18 protein-coding genes and 1 other annotated feature are annotated in these 18,084 nt (G+C 48.8%); of the genes, 9 read left to right on the plus strand and 9 right to left on the minus strand.

The window, feature by feature from the left end; genetic code table 11:
* Positions 1 to 365: 365 nt before the first annotated feature.
* From ACT3RR_RS04145 to wzzB, 4 genes are all read left to right on the plus strand, one after another.
* On the plus strand, positions 366 to 899 hold the full coding sequence (locus ACT3RR_RS04145) for a serine O-acetyltransferase (RefSeq protein WP_496199800.1): 534 nt from the start codon (positions 366 to 368) through the stop codon (positions 897 to 899).
* A 1-nt stretch (position 900) separates the two neighbouring features.
* Positions 901 to 1,902 carry a hypothetical protein gene (locus tag ACT3RR_RS04150; RefSeq protein ID WP_496199801.1) on the plus strand — a complete coding sequence of 334 codons (1,002 nt, stop codon included), beginning with the start codon at positions 901 to 903 and terminating at the stop codon, positions 1,900 to 1,902.
* Between the two features lie 250 nt (positions 1,903 to 2,152).
* The gene (gndA, locus tag ACT3RR_RS04155) at positions 2,153 to 3,562 is read left to right on the plus strand and encodes an NADP-dependent phosphogluconate dehydrogenase (protein ID WP_100938292.1); all 1,410 of its coding nucleotides are present in this window, start codon (positions 2,153 to 2,155) and stop codon (positions 3,560 to 3,562) included.
* A 239-nt stretch (positions 3,563 to 3,801) separates the two neighbouring features.
* Positions 3,802 to 4,797: an LPS O-antigen chain length determinant protein WzzB gene (gene wzzB, locus ACT3RR_RS04160; protein WP_496199802.1), complete on the plus strand. Its 996-nt coding sequence runs from the start codon at positions 3,802 to 3,804 to the stop codon at positions 4,795 to 4,797.
* Positions 4,798 to 4,867: 70 nt separating this feature from the next.
* On the opposite strand, the gene hisIE is transcribed toward wzzB, so the two are convergent.
* The 9 genes from hisIE to hisL all read right to left on the minus strand — a co-directional run bounded on the left by hisIE (position 4,868) and on the right by hisL (position 12,354).
* Positions 4,868 to 5,494, minus strand: a complete 627-nt coding sequence (gene hisIE / locus ACT3RR_RS04165) for a bifunctional phosphoribosyl-AMP cyclohydrolase/phosphoribosyl-ATP diphosphatase HisIE (protein ID WP_437342027.1) — start codon at positions 5,492 to 5,494, stop codon at positions 4,868 to 4,870.
* Positions 5,495 to 5,505: 11 nt separating this feature from the next.
* A complete protein-coding gene (hisF, locus tag ACT3RR_RS04170; RefSeq protein ID WP_496199803.1) occupies positions 5,506 to 6,279 on the minus strand; it encodes an imidazole glycerol phosphate synthase subunit HisF in 774 nt (257 codons plus the stop codon).
* Complete coding sequence (hisA, locus tag ACT3RR_RS04175; RefSeq protein WP_496199804.1) at positions 6,261 to 6,998, minus strand: 1-(5-phosphoribosyl)-5-[(5-phosphoribosylamino)methylideneamino]imidazole-4-carboxamide isomerase; 738 nt, start codon at positions 6,996 to 6,998, stop codon at positions 6,261 to 6,263. The genes hisF and hisA overlap by 19 nt, the downstream gene beginning before the upstream one ends.
* 5 nt (positions 6,999 to 7,003) lie before the next feature.
* Positions 7,004 to 7,594, minus strand: coding sequence for an imidazole glycerol phosphate synthase subunit HisH (gene hisH / locus ACT3RR_RS04180; RefSeq protein WP_353501833.1), 591 nt, complete (start codon positions 7,592 to 7,594; stop codon positions 7,004 to 7,006).
* Complete coding sequence (gene hisB / locus ACT3RR_RS04185) at positions 7,594 to 8,676, minus strand: bifunctional histidinol-phosphatase/imidazoleglycerol-phosphate dehydratase HisB (protein ID WP_353501834.1); 1,083 nt, start codon at positions 8,674 to 8,676, stop codon at positions 7,594 to 7,596. Before hisB ends, hisH begins: the two co-directional genes overlap by 1 nt.
* Entirely contained in the window at positions 8,673 to 9,809 is a 1,137-nt protein-coding gene (gene hisC / locus ACT3RR_RS04190) for a histidinol-phosphate transaminase (RefSeq protein WP_496199805.1), read from the minus strand. Before hisC ends, hisB begins: the two co-directional genes overlap by 4 nt.
* A complete protein-coding gene (gene hisD, locus ACT3RR_RS04195; RefSeq protein WP_396132473.1) occupies positions 9,806 to 11,122 on the minus strand; it encodes a histidinol dehydrogenase in 1,317 nt (438 codons plus the stop codon). The genes hisC and hisD overlap by 4 nt, the downstream gene beginning before the upstream one ends.
* Positions 11,123 to 11,126: 4 nt before the next feature.
* Positions 11,127 to 12,026: an ATP phosphoribosyltransferase gene (gene hisG, locus ACT3RR_RS04200; protein WP_353501837.1), complete on the minus strand. Its 900-nt coding sequence runs from the start codon at positions 12,024 to 12,026 to the stop codon at positions 11,127 to 11,129.
* A gap of 182 nt (positions 12,027 to 12,208) precedes the next feature.
* Positions 12,209 to 12,331 (minus strand) — a sequence feature (His leader region).
* Positions 12,307 to 12,354, minus strand: coding sequence for a his operon leader peptide (hisL, locus tag ACT3RR_RS04205; protein ID WP_128124630.1), 48 nt, complete (start codon positions 12,352 to 12,354; stop codon positions 12,307 to 12,309). Its footprint overlaps the feature before it by 25 nt.
* Before the next feature lie 350 nt (positions 12,355 to 12,704).
* Between hisL and ACT3RR_RS04210 the strand changes: the two genes are divergently transcribed.
* The 5 genes from ACT3RR_RS04210 (at position 12,705) to motB (ending at position 18,081) form a co-directional block, all read left to right on the plus strand.
* Positions 12,705 to 13,535, plus strand: a complete 831-nt coding sequence (locus ACT3RR_RS04210) for an SDR family oxidoreductase (RefSeq protein WP_353501838.1) — start codon at positions 12,705 to 12,707, stop codon at positions 13,533 to 13,535.
* A 1,313-nt stretch (positions 13,536 to 14,848) separates the two neighbouring features.
* On the plus strand, positions 14,849 to 15,193 hold the full coding sequence (gene flhD / locus ACT3RR_RS04215) for a flagellar transcriptional regulator FlhD (protein WP_353501839.1): 345 nt from the start codon (positions 14,849 to 14,851) through the stop codon (positions 15,191 to 15,193).
* A gap of 2 nt (positions 15,194 to 15,195) precedes the next feature.
* The gene (flhC, locus tag ACT3RR_RS04220) at positions 15,196 to 15,825 is read left to right on the plus strand and encodes a flagellar transcriptional regulator FlhC (RefSeq protein ID WP_353501840.1); all 630 of its coding nucleotides are present in this window, start codon (positions 15,196 to 15,198) and stop codon (positions 15,823 to 15,825) included.
* A 196-nt stretch (positions 15,826 to 16,021) separates the two neighbouring features.
* On the plus strand, positions 16,022 to 16,909 hold the full coding sequence (gene motA / locus ACT3RR_RS04225) for a flagellar motor stator protein MotA (protein ID WP_353501841.1): 888 nt from the start codon (positions 16,022 to 16,024) through the stop codon (positions 16,907 to 16,909).
* Positions 16,906 to 18,081: a flagellar motor protein MotB gene (gene motB, locus ACT3RR_RS04230; RefSeq protein ID WP_496199806.1), complete on the plus strand. Its 1,176-nt coding sequence runs from the start codon at positions 16,906 to 16,908 to the stop codon at positions 18,079 to 18,081. Before motA ends, motB begins: the two co-directional genes overlap by 4 nt.
* Positions 18,082 to 18,084: the final 3 nt, after the last annotated feature.

Genomic DNA, 18,084 nt, shown 5'->3' on the forward strand with positions numbered 1-18,084 from the left:
GTTTTTTTGAATTTAATTCCATCTTCATTACTGCCGGACAAACTGGCGTTGCTTGCAGATCCGCGCGATTATGGATATCAGTACAGTATGCCTCTTAGTGGATTGCATTTATATGTTTCTGCTGTATTGAAATTAGGTATGTTTCTAATGATCGCTGCTTCAAACTTTCTTGGGATTTATATGGCATGGATGCAAAATAAAAGTTATGGAAGTATTACCTCAAGTGTTATTTTTTCTTTAATATGCGGATGATTGGCTTTTAGTTCCTATCGTGACCCATGGGTTGTTTATTTAGATATAATTTTTTTTGATTTTTCAATTGTTGTGCCATTGCTTTTAAGCTTTTTGGCTAGAGGGAATAGAATATGCAGAAGATAAGGTTGGATTTAAAAAGGTTTTTTAAAATATACGGAGTAAATAAAAATCCTAGTTTTTTTCAATTAATCAAATATAGTGTCCACCCTCGCTTTAATTGCGTTTTTAATTATAGGTTGGCTATCTTCCTTAAAAGGAAGAAAATTCCAATTATTCCTAAGATTATTCTGCTTCTAAATCAATTCTTATATGGAATAGAATTTTCTATGAATACGAAAATTGGAGGAGGATTATTTATCCCTCATTCTTTTGGAATCGTTATTGGTGCTGATGAGATTGGGGATAATGCTACTATTTATCAGAACGTTACTCTGGGTGCAAAAAATATTGATGTTCCTTTTCATAAGGAAAACCGTCCAGTTATCGGAAATGACGTTACTATCGCAACAGGTAGTGTTGTACTAGGGAGAATATTTGTTGGTAACAAGGTCATTGTTGCCGCTAACTCTGTTGTGCTTCATTCTGTTCCTGATAGAGTTGTTGTTGCTGGCGCACCAGCTAAGGTTTTAAAAGAGAACAACTAATATGAACACCTTATTAATTTGCCCGAAATTTTTTGGCTATGAAAAAGATATCTACGGGGCTTTGGTTTCTCAAAACCATAATGTTACATACATCGATGAAAAACCTTATAATAACAACTTTTTTAAAGTATTGGTTCGCTTATTTGGAAAAAGTACATTTGTAAAGTGGTTAATAAAAAGACACATAGCTACCTCCTTAAAAAAAATGCCTAAGGAAATTGATTGTATTATTGTTGTTAAGGGCGAGTCGCTCTCACTTGAAAATGTTAAATTTTTAAAAACTGTCTTCCCTAGAGCAAGATTAATCTTTTACGCATGGGATTCTATTAATAACTATCCACATGTTATTGATTACTTGCCGTTGTTTGATAACTGCTTCACATTCGATGATAGAGACATTATTGAATACCCTTTCTTTACACATCTTCCTCTTTTTTATTCTAAGGATTTTGAGAATAAGACTGCTATAACAGCGTTGACGGATAAACCAAAAGTGGTTTTTGCTGGAACAGTCCACAGCGATCGTTATAAATTGTTAGGTGAAATTTACAAAAACTATAAGCATGCTTTCGATTTTGAATTTTTTTTATACTTTCCATCTAGACTTTTATTATTTAAATTTATTAAAGATAATTTTTGGGAGATTATTACGTATAGGGTGTTTGGGTTTTCCCTAAGATCTAAAGAAAAAAAAGAGATTGCTGAATTTTTTCTCAATTCTACGGCCATCTTGGATATACAGCATCCTAAACAACATGGCTTGACTATGCGGACTATCGAAATATTGCCACTTCAGCGGAAAATCATTACCACTAACCCTGAGATACAGCGTTATGATTTCTTTTTACCTGAAAATATTATGGTTATTGACAGACAACGACCAGTGTTAACTGAAGAATTTCTTATGGCTCCATACCAAGCGATCAATCCTGACGTCTTACATCAGTACAGCGTTGAGGGCTGGGTTAAGAAGTTATTAGCTAATAAACAATCGACTCATTGAATATTATCAATAAATCTTAGGCCTCAATCTTTTATATGATTAGTCTTTTCTCTTGAAATAGAGGGAGTTAGCATTTTTCGAGCTATTAACAACTTGGAACAAGATTGTTATGGCTGCAATAGGTTTCCCCTCTCGAAAACTCATGTACAATGCTGGTGTTCATTTGTATAGCCCAGCTTGTATAAACTCACTAATTACATGGGTTTAGACCACAAACTGAGCAATCAACTATTTCAGACAGGAGTTGCTAATGTCCAAACAACAGATCGGCGTTGTCGGTATGGCGGTAATGGGCCGTAACCTCGCGCTTAACATTGAAAGCCGTGGTTATTCCGTTTCAATTTTTAACCGTTCAGGCGACAAAACTGATGAAGTGATCGCTGAAAACCCGGGTAAAAATTTAGTTCCGCATTACAGCGTCGAAGAGTTTGTTGACTCGTTGGAAAAACCGCGTCGTATCCTGCTGATGGTGAAAGCGGGCGAAGCAACAGACAAAACCATTGCTTCATTGACTCCGCACCTTGATAAGGGCGACATCCTGATCGATGGCGGCAACACCTATTACAAAGACACGATTCGCCGTAACCGTGAACTGTCTGAGCAAGGTTTCAACTTCATCGGTACCGGCGTTTCCGGCGGTGAAGAGGGCGCATTGAAAGGTCCTTCCATCATGCCTGGTGGTCAAAAAGAAGCTTACGCGCTTGTTGCCCCAATCCTCGAGCAAATCGCTGCTCGTGCTGAAGATGGCGACGCTTGTGTTGCTTACATCGGTGCTGATGGTGCGGGTCACTATGTGAAGATGGTTCACAATGGCATCGAATATGGCGACATGCAGCTGATCGCTGAAGCTTATTCTCTGTTGAAACAGTCACTAGGCCTAACTAACGAAGAGCTGGCTAGCACCTTCGTTGAGTGGAACAAAGGCGAGCTCAGCAGCTACCTGATCGATATCACCAAAGACATCTTCACCAAGAAAGACGAAGAAGGTAAATATCTGGTGGATGTGATTCTGGACGAAGCCGCTAACAAAGGTACCGGTAAGTGGACCAGCCAGAGCTCTCTGGATCTGGGTGAACCACTGACTCTTATCACTGAATCTGTATTCGCTCGTTATTTGTCTTCCCTGAAAGATCAGCGCGTTGCGGCATCCAAAGTACTGACTGGCCCAACCGTTAAACCTTTCGCTGGCGAGAAAGCAGAGTTTATCGAGAAAATCCGTCGTGCTCTGTACCTGGGTAAAATCGTCTCTTACGCTCAAGGCTTCTCACAGCTGAAAGCGGCTTCTGACGAAAATAACTGGGATCTGAACTACGGCGAAATCGCTAAGATCTTCCGCGCTGGTTGTATCATCCGCGCTCAGTTCTTGCAGAAAATCACTGATGCTTACGCAGAAAACGCGTCAATTGCTAACTTGCTGTTGGCTCCGTACTTCAAAAACATTGCTGACGAATACCAGCAAGCGCTGCGTGACGTAGTCTCATATGCTGTTCAGAACGGCATCCCGACTCCGACATTCTCTGCTGCGATCAACTACTATGACAGCTACCGTTCTGCGGTTCTGCCAGCTAACCTGATCCAGGCACAGCGTGACTACTTCGGTGCACATACTTATAAACGCACTGATAAAGACGGCGTGTTCCACACCGAGTGGTTGGATTAATCTCTTTCAATTTAAATGCTAAAAAATAAGACGACACCTAAGGTGTCGTCTTTTATTACATATAGGACCACATAGTTAAAAATAAATTTTAATTATGCTTGAAATATGGACATTCTCTGGTTTTTCAATTTTTTTTCAATCGCATATGTGAATCAATATTGGGTACGGACTTGCTTTTGCTATGCAATTAAAATCCCCAATTAAATTTTTCACAATATATATATTTATCTAGGATGCCCATGAATCAAGATAAAAATAATGTAACTCATAGTCACATTAGCGTTCCACATGAATCGATCGATTTAATTGAGATTGTTAGACAACTAAAACGTGGTAAATGGGTTATCATTGCCTTTGTTATTGCGACTACTTTATTAGCTGCCATTTATTTGTTTACAGCTAAAGAAAAATGGACTTCTAATGCAATTGTGACATATCCTGACTCAGGGCAGATTGCAAGTTATACCAACGCGATGGGTTTGTTATATAGTCAGAACCCTGGTAATGCCCCTTCGGTTGCTGAAGTACAACAGCGTTTCTTTGGCCGTTTTAATTCTGCTACAGCTGCTTTATCTGAACAGTTGAATAATCAGGCATCTCCTGAAAAATTGGACATAGCACCTGCATCTAAAGATCAACCTGTACCGATTAAAATAAGTTATACGGCGAGTACTGCCGGAGAAGCTCAAAAGACGCTTACAACTTATATTCAACAAATTAATAAGCGTGTGGTTAATGAACTTAACGATGACTTGCAGACAAGTATTGATTCGAAAATAGATGGTTTGCATGAAGACTTAGCAGCGCAGGAAAAGGTTGCACAAGAGAAAAAAGATAAACGTCTTGATGTGCTTAATCAGGCATTAATTATTGCTGAACAGTCAAATATTAAAACTCCTGTCGTTCAACAGGCTGAAAGTTTATCTGAAGACACGCTATTCGTATTAGGTAGTAATGCGTTGTCAGCAACAATTAAAAATGAGTCAACTCGCCCTCTACCTCTTGATGGCTCATACTTTGCTACACGTCAATCACTTTTGGCGTTAACTGAGTTGAAATCAAAGTCAAGCGTAACTTATTCAATTCGATACATCATGAAACCTGATTTGCCTTATTATCGCGACAGTCCTAAGAAGGTATTGGTTATTGTGCTTGGTGTATTAATGGGGCTTATCTTGGGCTCTGTAATTGTGCTCTTGCGCAATACTATTAATAACTTATCTCGTCCAACTTGAAGTTTTTAATAAAATAAAAAGGCCGGTTTATTTAATAAACCGGCCTTTTTTTTATTTAAAAATCACTTAATTACTTCTTATGCCTTTGACGCAAATTCTCAATCACCGTGCTCAGGTTCAAATCTTGATCCTGTAATAGCACTAACAAGTGGTACACCAAATCAGACGCTTCGTTAGTGAGTTCGAAACGGTCATTGACCGTGGCGGCGAGGGCGGTTTCGACGCCTTCTTCACCGACTTTTTGCGCGATGCGCTTAGTGCCGCTGGCGTAGAGTTTGGCGGTATACGAACTCTCTGGGTCGGCGTTTTTGCGCGAAGCCAATAGTTCTTCCAGTTGGAAGAGGAATCCCCAGTCGGTTGCGGCAGGATGGAAGCAGCTATTGTAACCTTTGTGACAAGTCGGGCCGATAGGGTTGACCAGCGCCAGTAGGGTGTCGTTGTCACAGTCGGGATAGATGCTGACCAGATTGAGGAAGTTGCCCGAACTTTCGCCTTTGGTCCACAAACGCTGTTTGGTTCGAGAATAGAAAGTGACTTTGCCAGAAGCCTGAGTTTCGGTCAGGGCTTCCTGGTTCATATATCCCATCATCAATACTTCACCGGATACCGCGTGTTGGACAACAACAGGCATCAGATTATCGACTTTTTCCCAGTCTAGCTGGGCAATCTGCTCTTCACTTAAACGCGCATTATTCAAATTTTCATTACTCACAAGCGGATCTCCACGCCATTTTCGGCCAGATAGCTCTTCAGCTCGCCGATATTAATTATTTGTTTGTGGAACACGGATGCCGCCAGTGAGCCATCAACGTTGGCTTGTAAAAATGCATCGAGGAAGTGCTTCGGCGTGCCCGCGCCGCCTGACGCGATCAGAGGAACGCGGCAAACGTCGCGAATCAACTGCAACTGCTGCAAATCATAGCCATTGCGTACGCCATCCTGATTCATCATATTCAGCACAATTTCGCCCGCGCCGCGTTGCTGAACTTCTTTCACCCAATCTTGGGTCTGCCAGGTGGTGACTTTGGTGCGCGCCTCGTCGCCGGTAAACTGGTGAACCTGATAGCTGCCGGTTTCAGCGTCATGCCAAGTGTCGATGCCAACTACGATGCACTGCACGCCAAAGCGATCCGCCAGTCGGGTGATCAGCGTCGGGTCGGCCAGTGCAGGGGAGTTGATGGAAATCTTATCCGCGCCAAACTGTAAAATCTGCGCCGCGTCTTCCGCACTTTTAATCCCGCCCGCCACGCAGAAAGGAATGTCGATCACTTCCGCCACGCGAGATACCCAGCTTTTATCCACCACGCGCCCGTCGGAAGAGGCGGTAATATCATAAAACACTAATTCGTCGGCACCTTCTTCCGCATAGCGTTTTGCCAGCGGCACGATGTCGCCGATGATTTCGTGATTGCGGAACTGCACGCCTTTGACTACCTGACCGTTTTTAACATCCAGGCAGGAGATTATCCGTTTTGCCAGCATGAAATTGCCTCCGTCACGCTAAATTTGCCTTCGAGAAGTGCGCGCCCGACAATCACGCCTGTTACGCCACTATCGCGCAGTTCGGCGATATCATCCAAATTACCAATGCCGCCTGATGCCTGAAATGCCACTTGCGGATAACGCGCCGTGACTTCGCGATACAGCTCTACGTTTGAGCCGGCGAGGGTGCCGTCGCGGGAGATATCCGTGCACAGCACGTGCTTGAGGCCGAAAGGTAGATACTGCTCGATCACTTGTTCTAAGGTGGCGTTCGAGTTCTCCTGCCAGCCGCTAATGGCCACGCTTTTCGTGCCGTGCTCATCAATACGCACGTCCAGCGCCAAAACCAGCGCGTCAGCGCCAAAACGGCTAAACCAGCCTTGAACTGTCTCAGGGTCTTTTACCGCCGTTGAGCCGACAACCACGCGGGTTGCGCCCGCAGATAACAGCGCTTCGACATCCTGCTCGGTGCGAATGCCGCCGCCGACTTGCACGGGCACGCTAACGCCAGCCAGCAGTTTTTTTAGCAGCGGGATTTGGCGGGCCGCCGGGTCTTTCGCGCCGGTCAAATCCACTAAGTGCAGCACTTCGGCACCCTGTTGCTGATAATCATGCAGTCGTGGCAGCGGGTCGCTGCCGTAATCACGTTGCTGACCATAATCGCCCTGATGCAAACGCACCACGCTGCCGTCAATTAAATCTAAAGCGGGAATAATCATGGTGCTTACATCTCCAGAAAATTTTTCAACAGCTGTGCGCCTGCTGCACCGGAACGCTCGGGGTGGAACTGCACGCCGAAGAAATTATCTTTTTGCACGGCAGCGGTGAAGGCTTCGCCGTAAAGCGTCTGCGCGATGGTGTTTTCGCAGATTGGCATCGCATAGCCGTGGACGAAATAGAAGTACGCGTTCTCGTCGATCCCGCGGAACAAGTGGCTGTCAGCGTTAGCAATCACCTGGTTCCAGCCCATGTGCGGCAAAGGCAAGCCTAAGTCCTGCATGCGTTGCACCGGCGTATCGATAATCCCCAGAGTTGCCACGCCGCCGCTCTCATCACTGCCCGAACCAAGCAGCTGCATACCTAGGCAAATGCCCAGCACGGGCTGAGTACAAGCCTTGATTAAGTCGATTAACTCGCGCTGCTCAAGCTGATCCATGGCAGCCTGAACCGTGCCGACGCCGGGTAAAAAAAGCTTATCGGCATGTAGAACAATTTCCGGATCGCGGCTGACCTGCGGCTCATAACCCAGACGCTGGACCGCATATTTCACTGAAGAGAGGTTGGCACAGCCGGTATCAAGGATAACGACATTCATCAAAGCACTCCTTTCGAGCTCGGCAGGGTGTTGCCGTCAACGCGGATCGCCTGGCGCAGTGTGCGGCCAAAGGCTTTGAACAGGCTTTCCACGCGGTGGTGATCGTTTTTGCCCTTAGTGCGCAGGTGCAGGGTACAGGCCATGGCGTAAGAAAGTGAGCGGAAGAAGTGCTCCACCATCTCGGTACTAAGATCGCCTACGCGCTGATAGTTGAACTCCGCTTTGTATTCGAGGTGCGGGCGGCCAGAGATGTCCAGCGCGCAGCGAGCCAAACACTCGTCCATCGGCAACACGAAGCCGAAACGGCCAATGCCGCGTTTATCGCCCAGTGCCTTGTTCAAGGCTTCGCCTAGCGCCAGCGCTGTATCTTCAACCGTGTGGTGGTCGTCTATGTACAAATCACCTTTCACTTCAATATTCATGCGGAAGCCGCCGTGGGTGGCAATTTGGTCCAACATGTGATCGAAGAAGCCGACGCCGGTGCGAATTTTGCTGTCGCCTTCGCGATCCAGCCAGACATCTACGTCAATGGCGGTTTCGCGCGTCACGCGGTTAACCTGTGCGTGGCGGTCGCGCTTGGTCAGCTGTTCAGCAATCGCTGGCCAGTTGAGCGTATCGCGCTGGTAACGTAAGCCAGCAATGCCCATATTGGCCGCCAGCTGCAGGTCCGTATCACGGTCGCCAATCACATAGCTGTTAACGACGTCCATCACGCCGCTGTCCAGATAACCCTTCACCAACTCGGTTTTCGGCTTACGGCACGCGCAGTGGTCAGCAGGCAAGTGCGGGCAAATCAGCACTTCGTCAAACACAATGCCTTGTGAAGTGAGGATCTGCATCATCAGGTTGTGAGGCGGGTCGAAGGTTTCTTGTGGGAAGCTCGCCGTACCTAAACCATCCTGATTGGTGATCATCACCAGTTTGAAGCCTGCGCCTTGCAGGGCCAGCAGAGCGGGGATCACTCCCGGTTCCAGCGCCAACTTATCCAGACGGTCTACCTGAAAATCTTCAGGCGGCTCGGAAATCAGCGTACCATCGCGGTCAATGAATAAGATCTTTTGTACTAACGGGCTCTGGCTCACATAGGCTCCTTGCTTGGGGCAAATTTATTATTAGTGGTTACTGCCGTCTGGCCTGCACCGGGCAGTGAGCGCAGTGCGTCGATGACTCGCTGGCACTCGGCACGGGTGCCTACGGTAATGCGTAAGCAGCCGGAAAGACCCGGTTGTTTATTCTGATCACGTAAGATAATGCCCTGATCCCACAGTGTTTTAAAGACCTGGCTGGAAGCAGTGAAGCGAGCCAACACGTAGTTGGTTTCGCTGGTAAATACCTGTTCTACGCAGTCGCACTGATTTAATTGGTCGATCAGCCAGCCACGGGTTTTACTGATCTCTGATACCCGCGCACGCATAACCGCCAAGCCTTCATCACTCAGCGCCTGCGCGGCAATGTCGGCAACCGGCGTTGCCAGTGGATAAGGGGCGATCACTTTCATTAATAGAGCAATCAGTTCACTGCTGGCTAAGGTGAAGCCACAGCGCAGTCCGGCCAGAGCAAAGGCTTTGGAGAGGGTGCGCAGCACGGCGAGGTGCGGATACTCTTGCAGCCAGCCGGCGACCGAGGCCTGCGGGCAGAACTCAATATACGCTTCATCTATAGCAACAATCGCCTTGCCGCGCGTGAATTCCAGCACGGCTCGCAAATCATAGGGATTGATCAGGTTGCCGGTCGGGTTGTTTGGGCTACAGATATAGACCAGCTTTACGCCGTCGAGCGCCGCCTCTATGACAGGCAGGTTCAGCGACCAGTCTTCATTGGCGTCAACCGTGCGACCTTCCACGCCGATAGTCTCGGCGCTGACGCTGTACATGCCGTAAGTAGGCGGGCAATAAAGGATGGCGTCTTTGCCCGGCTCGCAGAACGCGCGGATCAGCAACTCAATGCCTTCGTCGGCGCCACGGCTGACGATTACCTGACTGGCATCCAGACCGGCGTAGGCCGCGTAGCGCTCAACCACCAGCTTCGGCTGGCATTCTGGGTAGCGGTTGAAAGTCTGCGCGGTGAGTTCGAACTGCGGAGCAAGCGGGTATTCATTGGCATTTAACCAGACATCGCCATTGCCACCCAGACGACGAGCTGACTGATAAGGCGTCAGCTCGCGAACGTTTTTACGGGCCAGCGCCTGAACGCTGAGATTGCTTTTATCACTCATTGTCCTTGCTCCTTCAGCGCATTGACGCGCAGAGTTACGGCATTTTTGTGAGCAGTCAGTTGTTCAGCCTGCGCCAGCGTCTCGATGGTGGTCGCCAGACCCAGCAAGCCCTGCGGCGTAAGCTGTTGTACCGTCATGCGTTTCTGGAAATCCGCCAGCCCGAGGCTTGAGTAAGTGGCGGTATACCCATAGGTCGGCAGCACGTGGTTGGTGCCCGAGGCGTAGTCTCCGGCAGATTCCGGTGACCAGTCACCGAGAAACACCGAGCCCGCGCTGGTGATGCTGTCTACCAAGGCTTCCGGCTCACGGGTTTGTAAAATCAGATGCTCCGGGCCGTAGGCGTTACTGATTTCAATACACTGTGCTAAGTCTTTCGCCACGATTAGGCGGCTGCTTTCCAGCGCCTGGCGGGCAATTTCTTTGCGCGAAAGCAGGGCAAGCTGACGCTCTACGGCTTCGGCCACGGCTTTTGCCATCTCCAGACTAGGCGTCAGCAGCACCACCTGTGAATCCGGGCCGTGTTCTGCTTGCGACAACAGGTCAGAAGCCACGAAGTCAGGCGTTGCGCCACTGTCGGCAATCACCAGCACTTCGGACGGTCCGGCTGGCATATCAATCGCCGCGCCATTGAGGCTTTGGCTAACCTGACGCTTGGCTTCGGTGACGTAGGCATTGCCCGGCCCGAAGATTTTAGCCACTTTCGGCACGCTTTCTGTCCCGAAGGCCAGAGCGGCGATGGCCTGCGCGCCGCCGAGTTGGTAAACCTCACTGACGCCACACAGCTTGGCGGCATATAAGATTTCATCGGCAATCGGTGGCGGTGAGCACAGCGTCACACGCTGACAGCCCGCAATCGCGGCAGGCGTCGCTAACATTAATACCGTCGATACCAACGGCGCAGAGCCGCCAGGAATATACAGACCCACCGACTGAATCGGGCGGGTCAGCTGCTGGCAGCGCACCCCGGGCTGGGTTTCAATATCGACCACCGCCAGCTTTTGCGCTTCATGGAAGGTGGTGATATTGCGTACCGCGTGCGCCATCGCCTGTTTCACGTCGTCGCCAAGGCGAGCCGAGGCGTCTTCGATTTGCCGGGCGGTGACGCGAATGTCGGCGACATCGGTTTTATCGAATTTGGCGCAATACTCGCGTAAGGCGCTGTCGCCTTCGTTGCGAACGCGGCTAAGGATCTCGCTGACTGACTCGGTGATTCGGTCAGAGGCGGAGATTGCCGGACGAGTCAGCAAATCGCGACGCTGCTCTTCGCTACATTGCTGCCAGTCAATAGGGGTACTGAACGCGGTTGGCTGCATGGTCTTACTCCATCATTTTTTCGATTGGTAAGACCAGAATGGAGCTGGCGCCGAGGGCTTTCAGCTTTTCCATGGTTTCCCAGAACAGGGTTTCACTGCTGACCATGTGCATCGCCACGCGCTGCTGGTCGCCCGCCAGAGGCAGAATAGTAGGGCGCTCGGCACCTGGCAGCAGGCTGATGATTTCGTCCAGACGCTCGCTTGGCGCGTGCAACATAATGTATTTGGATTCGCGAGCCTGAATCACGCCCTGAATACGGGTCATCAGGCGGTCGATCAGCAGCTGTTTCTCTTGCGGCATTTCGCCGTCGCGCTGAATCAGACAGGCTTTCGAACGGTAAATGACTTCCACTTCGCGCAGGCCGTTGGCTTCTAAGGTTGCGCCGGTAGAGACCAAGTCACAAATGGCGTCGGCCAGACCGGCGCGCGGTGCCACTTCGACAGAGCCGTTCAGCAGGCAGGATTTGAACTCTACGCCTTGCTTGTCGAGGTACTGTTTAAGGATGTGTGGGTAAGAGGTGGCGATACGGGCATTTTGCAGGCTTTGCGGGCCGGTGTAGTCGCAGTCCAGTGGGGTGGCCAATGAGAGGCGGCAGCCGCCGAAGTCCAGACGACGTAGGGTGAAGTAACGCGGGTCTTCGCCCTGTGCGCGGCGGTTCAGCAGCTCTTCTTCCAGCACGTTTTCGCCGATAATGCCTAAGTCCACCACGCCGTCCATCACCAGCCCTGGGATATCGTCATCGCGCACGCGCAGGATATCGATCGGCATATTCTCTGCGAAAGCGATCAGGCGTTGCTCTTGCAGGTTAATTTTGATCCCACAGCGTGCCAGCAGTTCGCGTGAATCGTCGCTCAGGCGACCTGACTTCTGCATTGCTATCCGTAAACGTGATTTATCCAACATAAAAACCTCGACCTTATAAGTATTTAATTTTGTTGTGTTTGCTTAATTCTTTTTACCCCAAAATAATTCGAGTAACAGGAAGGCGGCAATTGAGCGAATCCCGATGAGCTTACTGAAGTAAGTGATTCGGGTGAGTAAAAGCAGCCAACGCACCTGTAACTTGAATTATGAAGGGGAGGGGCAAAAAAAAACCCTCGGAAGTTGATCTTCCGAGGGCTCTCTTTAGGTTCTGCGCCACTGGAAGATCTAAACAGTCTCCCAGCACCAAACGCCTGAAAGACTAGTCAGGGTGATGGTGATGATGGTGGTTGAACAGAACGTTAGTCATGAGTCTTTCTCTTATTGGTGGTGCTTAGTGTTTTAACTGCGTCGTCAATGCCATTAAAGGTATCATTCACAGCGCGTATCAATTCTTGTGTCAATAAAACTAAACTATGAGGTAGCCGCGACGCAACCTTTTTTTAGGAAGATAAATTTTTCTTATCACCGGCGCTACTTTCATCTAAAACGTGAATGATCGCGTAGGAGAACCAGTCTGTAACATTTATAAGAAAAAGCTGACAGCTTCCGACATTGCCTGAACGAATGAACAGGCATAAATTGTTAAACTAAGTGGGATGAGAACTTTTCGGCCTTGATCATGCAGGAACGCATGGCGCGAACAGAATGGAGTAATAAATGAAAAAAGTCGCAATAGTGGGGTTGGGGTGGTTAGGTATGCCACTCGCAATGTCTCTGGCCATGAAGGGGTATGAGGTTGTCGGCAGTAAGACCACGCCGGACGGCGTCGACGCCGCGCGCATGTGTGGTATCAACTGTTTCCCTCTGGTCTTTAAGCCGGAGATGGAGTGTGAAGCGGCCGATCTGGATGTACTATTAAATGTCGACGCGCTGATCATCACCTTGCCGGCGCGCCGGACGGTGGAGGGCAGTGAGCTCTATTTTCAGGCGGTTCAGCAGCTGGTGGACAGCGCGCTGGCGTACAATGTTGGCCGCATCATCTTTACTAGCTCGACATCTGTCTATGGTGATGGCACGGGAACCATGCGTGAGAACTCACCGCTGCGTCCGGTAACGCCAAGCGGCAGAGTGCTTGAGGAGCTGGAAAACTGGTTCCATCGCTTGCCTAATACCTCGGTTGATGTACTTAGACTGGCGGGGCTGGTGGGCGCGGATCGTCATCCGGGACGCTTCCTTGCCGGCAAGACCGACGTACAGGGCGGGGACGATGGCGTCAACTTGGTCCATCAGGATGATGTTATTCAGGCCATCACTCTTCTGCTCGGCTTGCCGAAGGGCGGACATACTTATAATTTGTGCGCGCCGGTGCATACCCAAAAACGTCATTTCTATCCTGCCTTTGCTCGCCAGCTTGGGCTTACGGAACCGCAGTTTGCTGAAGTTGCTGAAGGGCAGCCGAGCGGCAAGCTGATCGACGGCAGCCTCATCTGCAAAGAGTTGGGTTTCGAGTATCAATACCCAGATCCTGAAATGATGCCGGTTAGCTAATCTGCCGCAAGCTAATCAATCGGAAAACCCTCTTAAAAGCAGAGGGTTTTTTTTGGGTTTATAAATAAAGAAAACCGATTAATAAGAGTAAATAGGGTGATAAAACTTAGCTGTTAACGTTTTCAGTTGAGCTTTTAATTATTTTTTGATCGATATTGGAGGGTTTTAATAACTCTTTAGATGACAAATTGGTGATGGATATTTTAATTCTTCTTTACTATTACTCTGCGAAATAAATTTTCACCGCCCTTGGCTACGCTTCTGCTAGCACTTTTTGGACCTAAAACCCCATGCCTTATGATGCCTTAATAATAAAAATCCTAAGACTGGTCTGAGCTTTTACTCTTTGCTGGCATAAACCACCTTATGTATTCGGCGCTAAAGTTTTTGTTTTCGGTGCCGATACCTCTCTTGCCCCTACATTGGGCCACTCACTTTACCGCCACTTCTGTATCCTCCCTGAGGGCAGAAGGTTTTCTGCTGCAAAAATTATTTGTTACACACCTTGACTTTATACGCTTATAAAGCCGTACTTACTGACGCAATCCCCTCGTTTATCCCAGATTTACCCTGAAAAACCTTCCTAAACAGCACTCAATCTAGCCATTTTTGAATAAAAAGTTATTTTTCAGTCAATCTGGATTTATTGCTAATTCAGGTCTTAAATGTAGATTATAAATCTAAATAAAATGTGTTAATCATGTTTTTGTATGGTTAATTTCGCTTTAATTAGAAGTTGTACAAAATGATCTAAAAATGAATGAAAAAACGGGGCTGAGAAGGGATTTTAAGATGCATTTTTACTTTTGGTTAAATTTTGAGCTGATTTTTTACCCAAATCACTCTTTTTGGATAAAAATAAGTTTTATTTTTGTGATCTGCATCACACTTTATCCAAAATTCGCTGAGGCCTAGATTGTATGTGCTAATGATTCGGGGTTACATTTGCGTCGTATTAAGATTAATCCTAATAATGTATGTAAAAGCGTTTCACTGAATGACACGCAATCACAGCAACGGACCCTGCCGAAAAGCTACAACTGATAAATTATTAAATTTAATTAGCCGTGAAATTGTCACATTTATAGTTTACATCAGGAACTACTTTGTATTGGCGGTGAATATAAAACCGCGAGATAAACCTGTTTTGTCCTCGCAAACATTTCTTTGAAAAAATGAAATGTGATGTTCATCGTCCAATGAGCCAATTGTTTTGATAGTAAAAAAATACTCTGTCGGACTAAAAAACCAAGCAGTGATTATATCTATCAACCAGTTATGAATTCATAGCTGACGGTATGGGGTAAACAAGCATGTCAGAATTGCTTAAACATATTTATGACATCAATCTGTCATATTTGCTGTTAGCACAGCGGTTAATAAACGACGAAAAGGCTTCCGCGATGTTCCGGTTGGGGATCGACGATGTCATGGCTGACGCGTTAGCTGGCCTGACTTTGCCGCAAATGGTGAAGTTAGCTGAAACGAATCAGTTGCTGTGCCAGTTTCGTTTCGACGACAGCAAGACGATTGAGCGTTTGACGCAAGAGTCGCGAGTGGATGATTTACAGCAAATCCACACAGGTATTCTGTTGTCTAGCCATTTGCTGAAAGGGCTTTCAGCTAAAGACAGCAGCGCCTCTAAGAAAAGGGCATAACTATGTCCCTGATAAAAGCACCATCGACACCGAGAGAGGCTTCGGCCAAACCCGTCGAAAAAAGTATTGTTCAGGAAGCGCGGGATATTCAGTTAGCGATGGAATTGATTTCGCTGGGTGCCCGTTTACAGATGCTGGAAAGCGAAACGCAGCTTAGCCGTGGTCGGTTAATTAAACTCTACAAAGAGCTGCGTGGTAGCCCTCCACCGAAAGGGATGTTGCCGTTCTCCACCGATTGGTTCATGACGTGGGAACAAAACATTCACTCCTCGATGTTCTACAACGCCTACACCTTCCTGATGAAGAGCGGGCATTGCAATGGCGTTGAGGCGGTTATCAAGGCATATCGTCTGTATCTGGAGCAGTGTCCAGAGCAGCCGGGTGAAGCGCCGATTTTGGCCCTGACCCGTGCGTGGACATTGGTTCGATTTGTTGACAGCGGCATGCTGCAACTCTCTTCTTGCAACTGCTGCGATGGTTCTTTTATTACCCATGCACATCAGCCACGTCACGGTTTTGTGTGCAGTCTTTGCCAACCACCTTCACGAGCAGTAAAAAAACGTAAACTTTCCCCGGAAGCTGCCGATAGTACATCTCAAGAGCTGGACGAAAAGGTCAAGCGCGCAGTTTGAGATGATGTGGGCAGCAGAGTGCGACAGGTAACGTGATGATAAAGAGTGGTGAAATGCCACTCTTTACAATACCTCCCCAACATCCCCGATCGTTTTTTATTGTCTCCTGACGATACAAAAACCTCAATTCTCTCCTCAAGCGCGCTTTCCCTGGTCTGGCCTATACCCAAAAGCCACATCGAATTAAGGAATTATCGTGCTAGTACTCATCGGTTACATCGTGGTCCTGGGCTCAGTCTTTGGCGGCTTCATGCTGGTTGGCGGCGAGCTGGGCGCGCTTTATCAGCCCGCAGAACTGCTGATCATCGGCGGCGCCGGTATTGGTGCGTTTCTGGTTGGTAACAACGGCAAAGCCATCAAATCAACGCTTCGCGCACTGCCGAAACTGTTCCGCGCATCGCGTTACAGCAAGGCGCTGTATATGGATCTGATGGCGCTGCTCTATCGTTTACTCGCCAAATCGCGCCAACAGGGGATGCTATCGCTGGAAAACGACATCGATAATCCGCAGGAAAGCGACATTTTCACTAATTATCCGCGCATTCTTGCCGATAAACATTTGGTGGAATTTCTCACGGACTATTTACGCCTGATGGTCAGCGGCAACATGAATGCTTTTGAAATCGAAGCGTTGATGGATGAAGAGATTGAAACCTACGAGCAAGAGAGCGAAGTGCCCGCCAACAGTCTAGCGCTGGTGGGAGATTCACTCCCAGCGTTCGGCATCGTGGCCGCGGTCATGGGGATTGTTCATACCCTGGCCGCCGCAGACCGTCCGGCGGCTGAGTTGGGTGCTTTGATTGCCCACGCGATGGTCGGCACCTTCCTTGGTATTTTGCTGGCCTACGGCTTTGTCTCCCCGCTGGCAGCAGTGTTGCGTCAGAAATGTGCTGAGAACACCAAGATGATGCAGTGCATCAAAGTGACTTTGCTTTCAAGCCTGAATGGCTATGCGCCGCAGATTGCCGTCGAGTTTGGTCGTAAAACGCTTTACACCTCCGAGCGTCCTTCATTCGTCGAACTCGAAGATCACGTTCGTCAGGTCAAATCGCCTAACAAGCAAGCGGAAGAAGAAAACGTATGAAGCATCAGAGTCATCCCATCGTTGTGGTGCGCAGGAAAAAGGCCAAGCACGGCGGCGGGCATCACGGCGGGTCGTGGAAGATTGCTTATGCCGACTTTATGACGGCGATGATGGCATTCTTCCTGGTGATGTGGCTTATCTCCATTTCCAGCCCGAAAGAGCTGGTGCAGATTGCTGAATACTTCCGTACGCCATTGGCCGTGGCCATTACCAATGGTCCGCGCAGCAGTGACGCCACCAGCCCGATTCCGGGCGGCGGGGATGACCCAACCCAGCAGGATGGCGAAGTGCATAAGATGATCCAGTCGCAGGGCGACCAGCGTGAAATCGGTGATTTGCAGCGCCTGCAAGAGAAGCTAGAGCAGATGCTGATTTCCGATCCGCGTCTGAAAGATTTGCGCCCGCACCTGATGATTAACCTCACGGAGCAGGGGCTGCGTATCCAGATTATCGATAGCCAGAACCGCCCGATGTTCCAACTGGGCAGCGCCACGGTAGAGCCTTATATGCGCTATATCTTGCGGGCGATTGCTCCGGTGCTGGATGATTTTCCCAACAAGATAAGCCTCGCCGGTCATACCGATGATATGCCGTACGCCATGGGCGAACGCGGCTACAGCAACTGGGAACTGTCGACCGATCGCGCCAACGCCTCGCGCCGTGAATTAACCGCCGGTGGCCTGAGCGAAGGCAAAGTGCTGCGCGTGATGGGCATGGGTTCCACCATGCAGCTGAAAGACCATCCGTCCGGCGACGCGATTAACCGTCGCATCAGTATTTTAGTGCTGAATAAACATGCCGAAGAGGCCATCGAGCGCGAAAACAGCGAGGGTGAAGCCGTCACCATTAGCGACGCGGGCGAATTGAAAAAGATGGTTCCGGGCAGTGACACTCAGGCTCCGGCCCCGTTTGAGCCACCAAGCGCCAAGGCGTCATCGGCTTTCGCGCCGCACCTGACATCCAAGGAACCGCCAACAGAATCAACAACACCACCAACATCAGGGCAATCTTTACCGACGCAGCCCTCACAAGAACAACAACAACCCAAGAGTGAGACGGTGACTCCGGAAAGTTCTTCTTCGTCTAACAGACCAACCACGGCGATCCCTGCCGCGGCGGACGTTACGGCGCAACCGGCATCATCGGCAAGCCGCGATTCACAGCAGAGGTGATCA

It is taken from the genome of Ewingella sp. AOP8-B2-18 (assembly GCF_052376015.1).
Taxonomy (GTDB): domain Bacteria; phylum Pseudomonadota; class Gammaproteobacteria; order Enterobacterales; family Enterobacteriaceae; genus Ewingella; species Ewingella allii.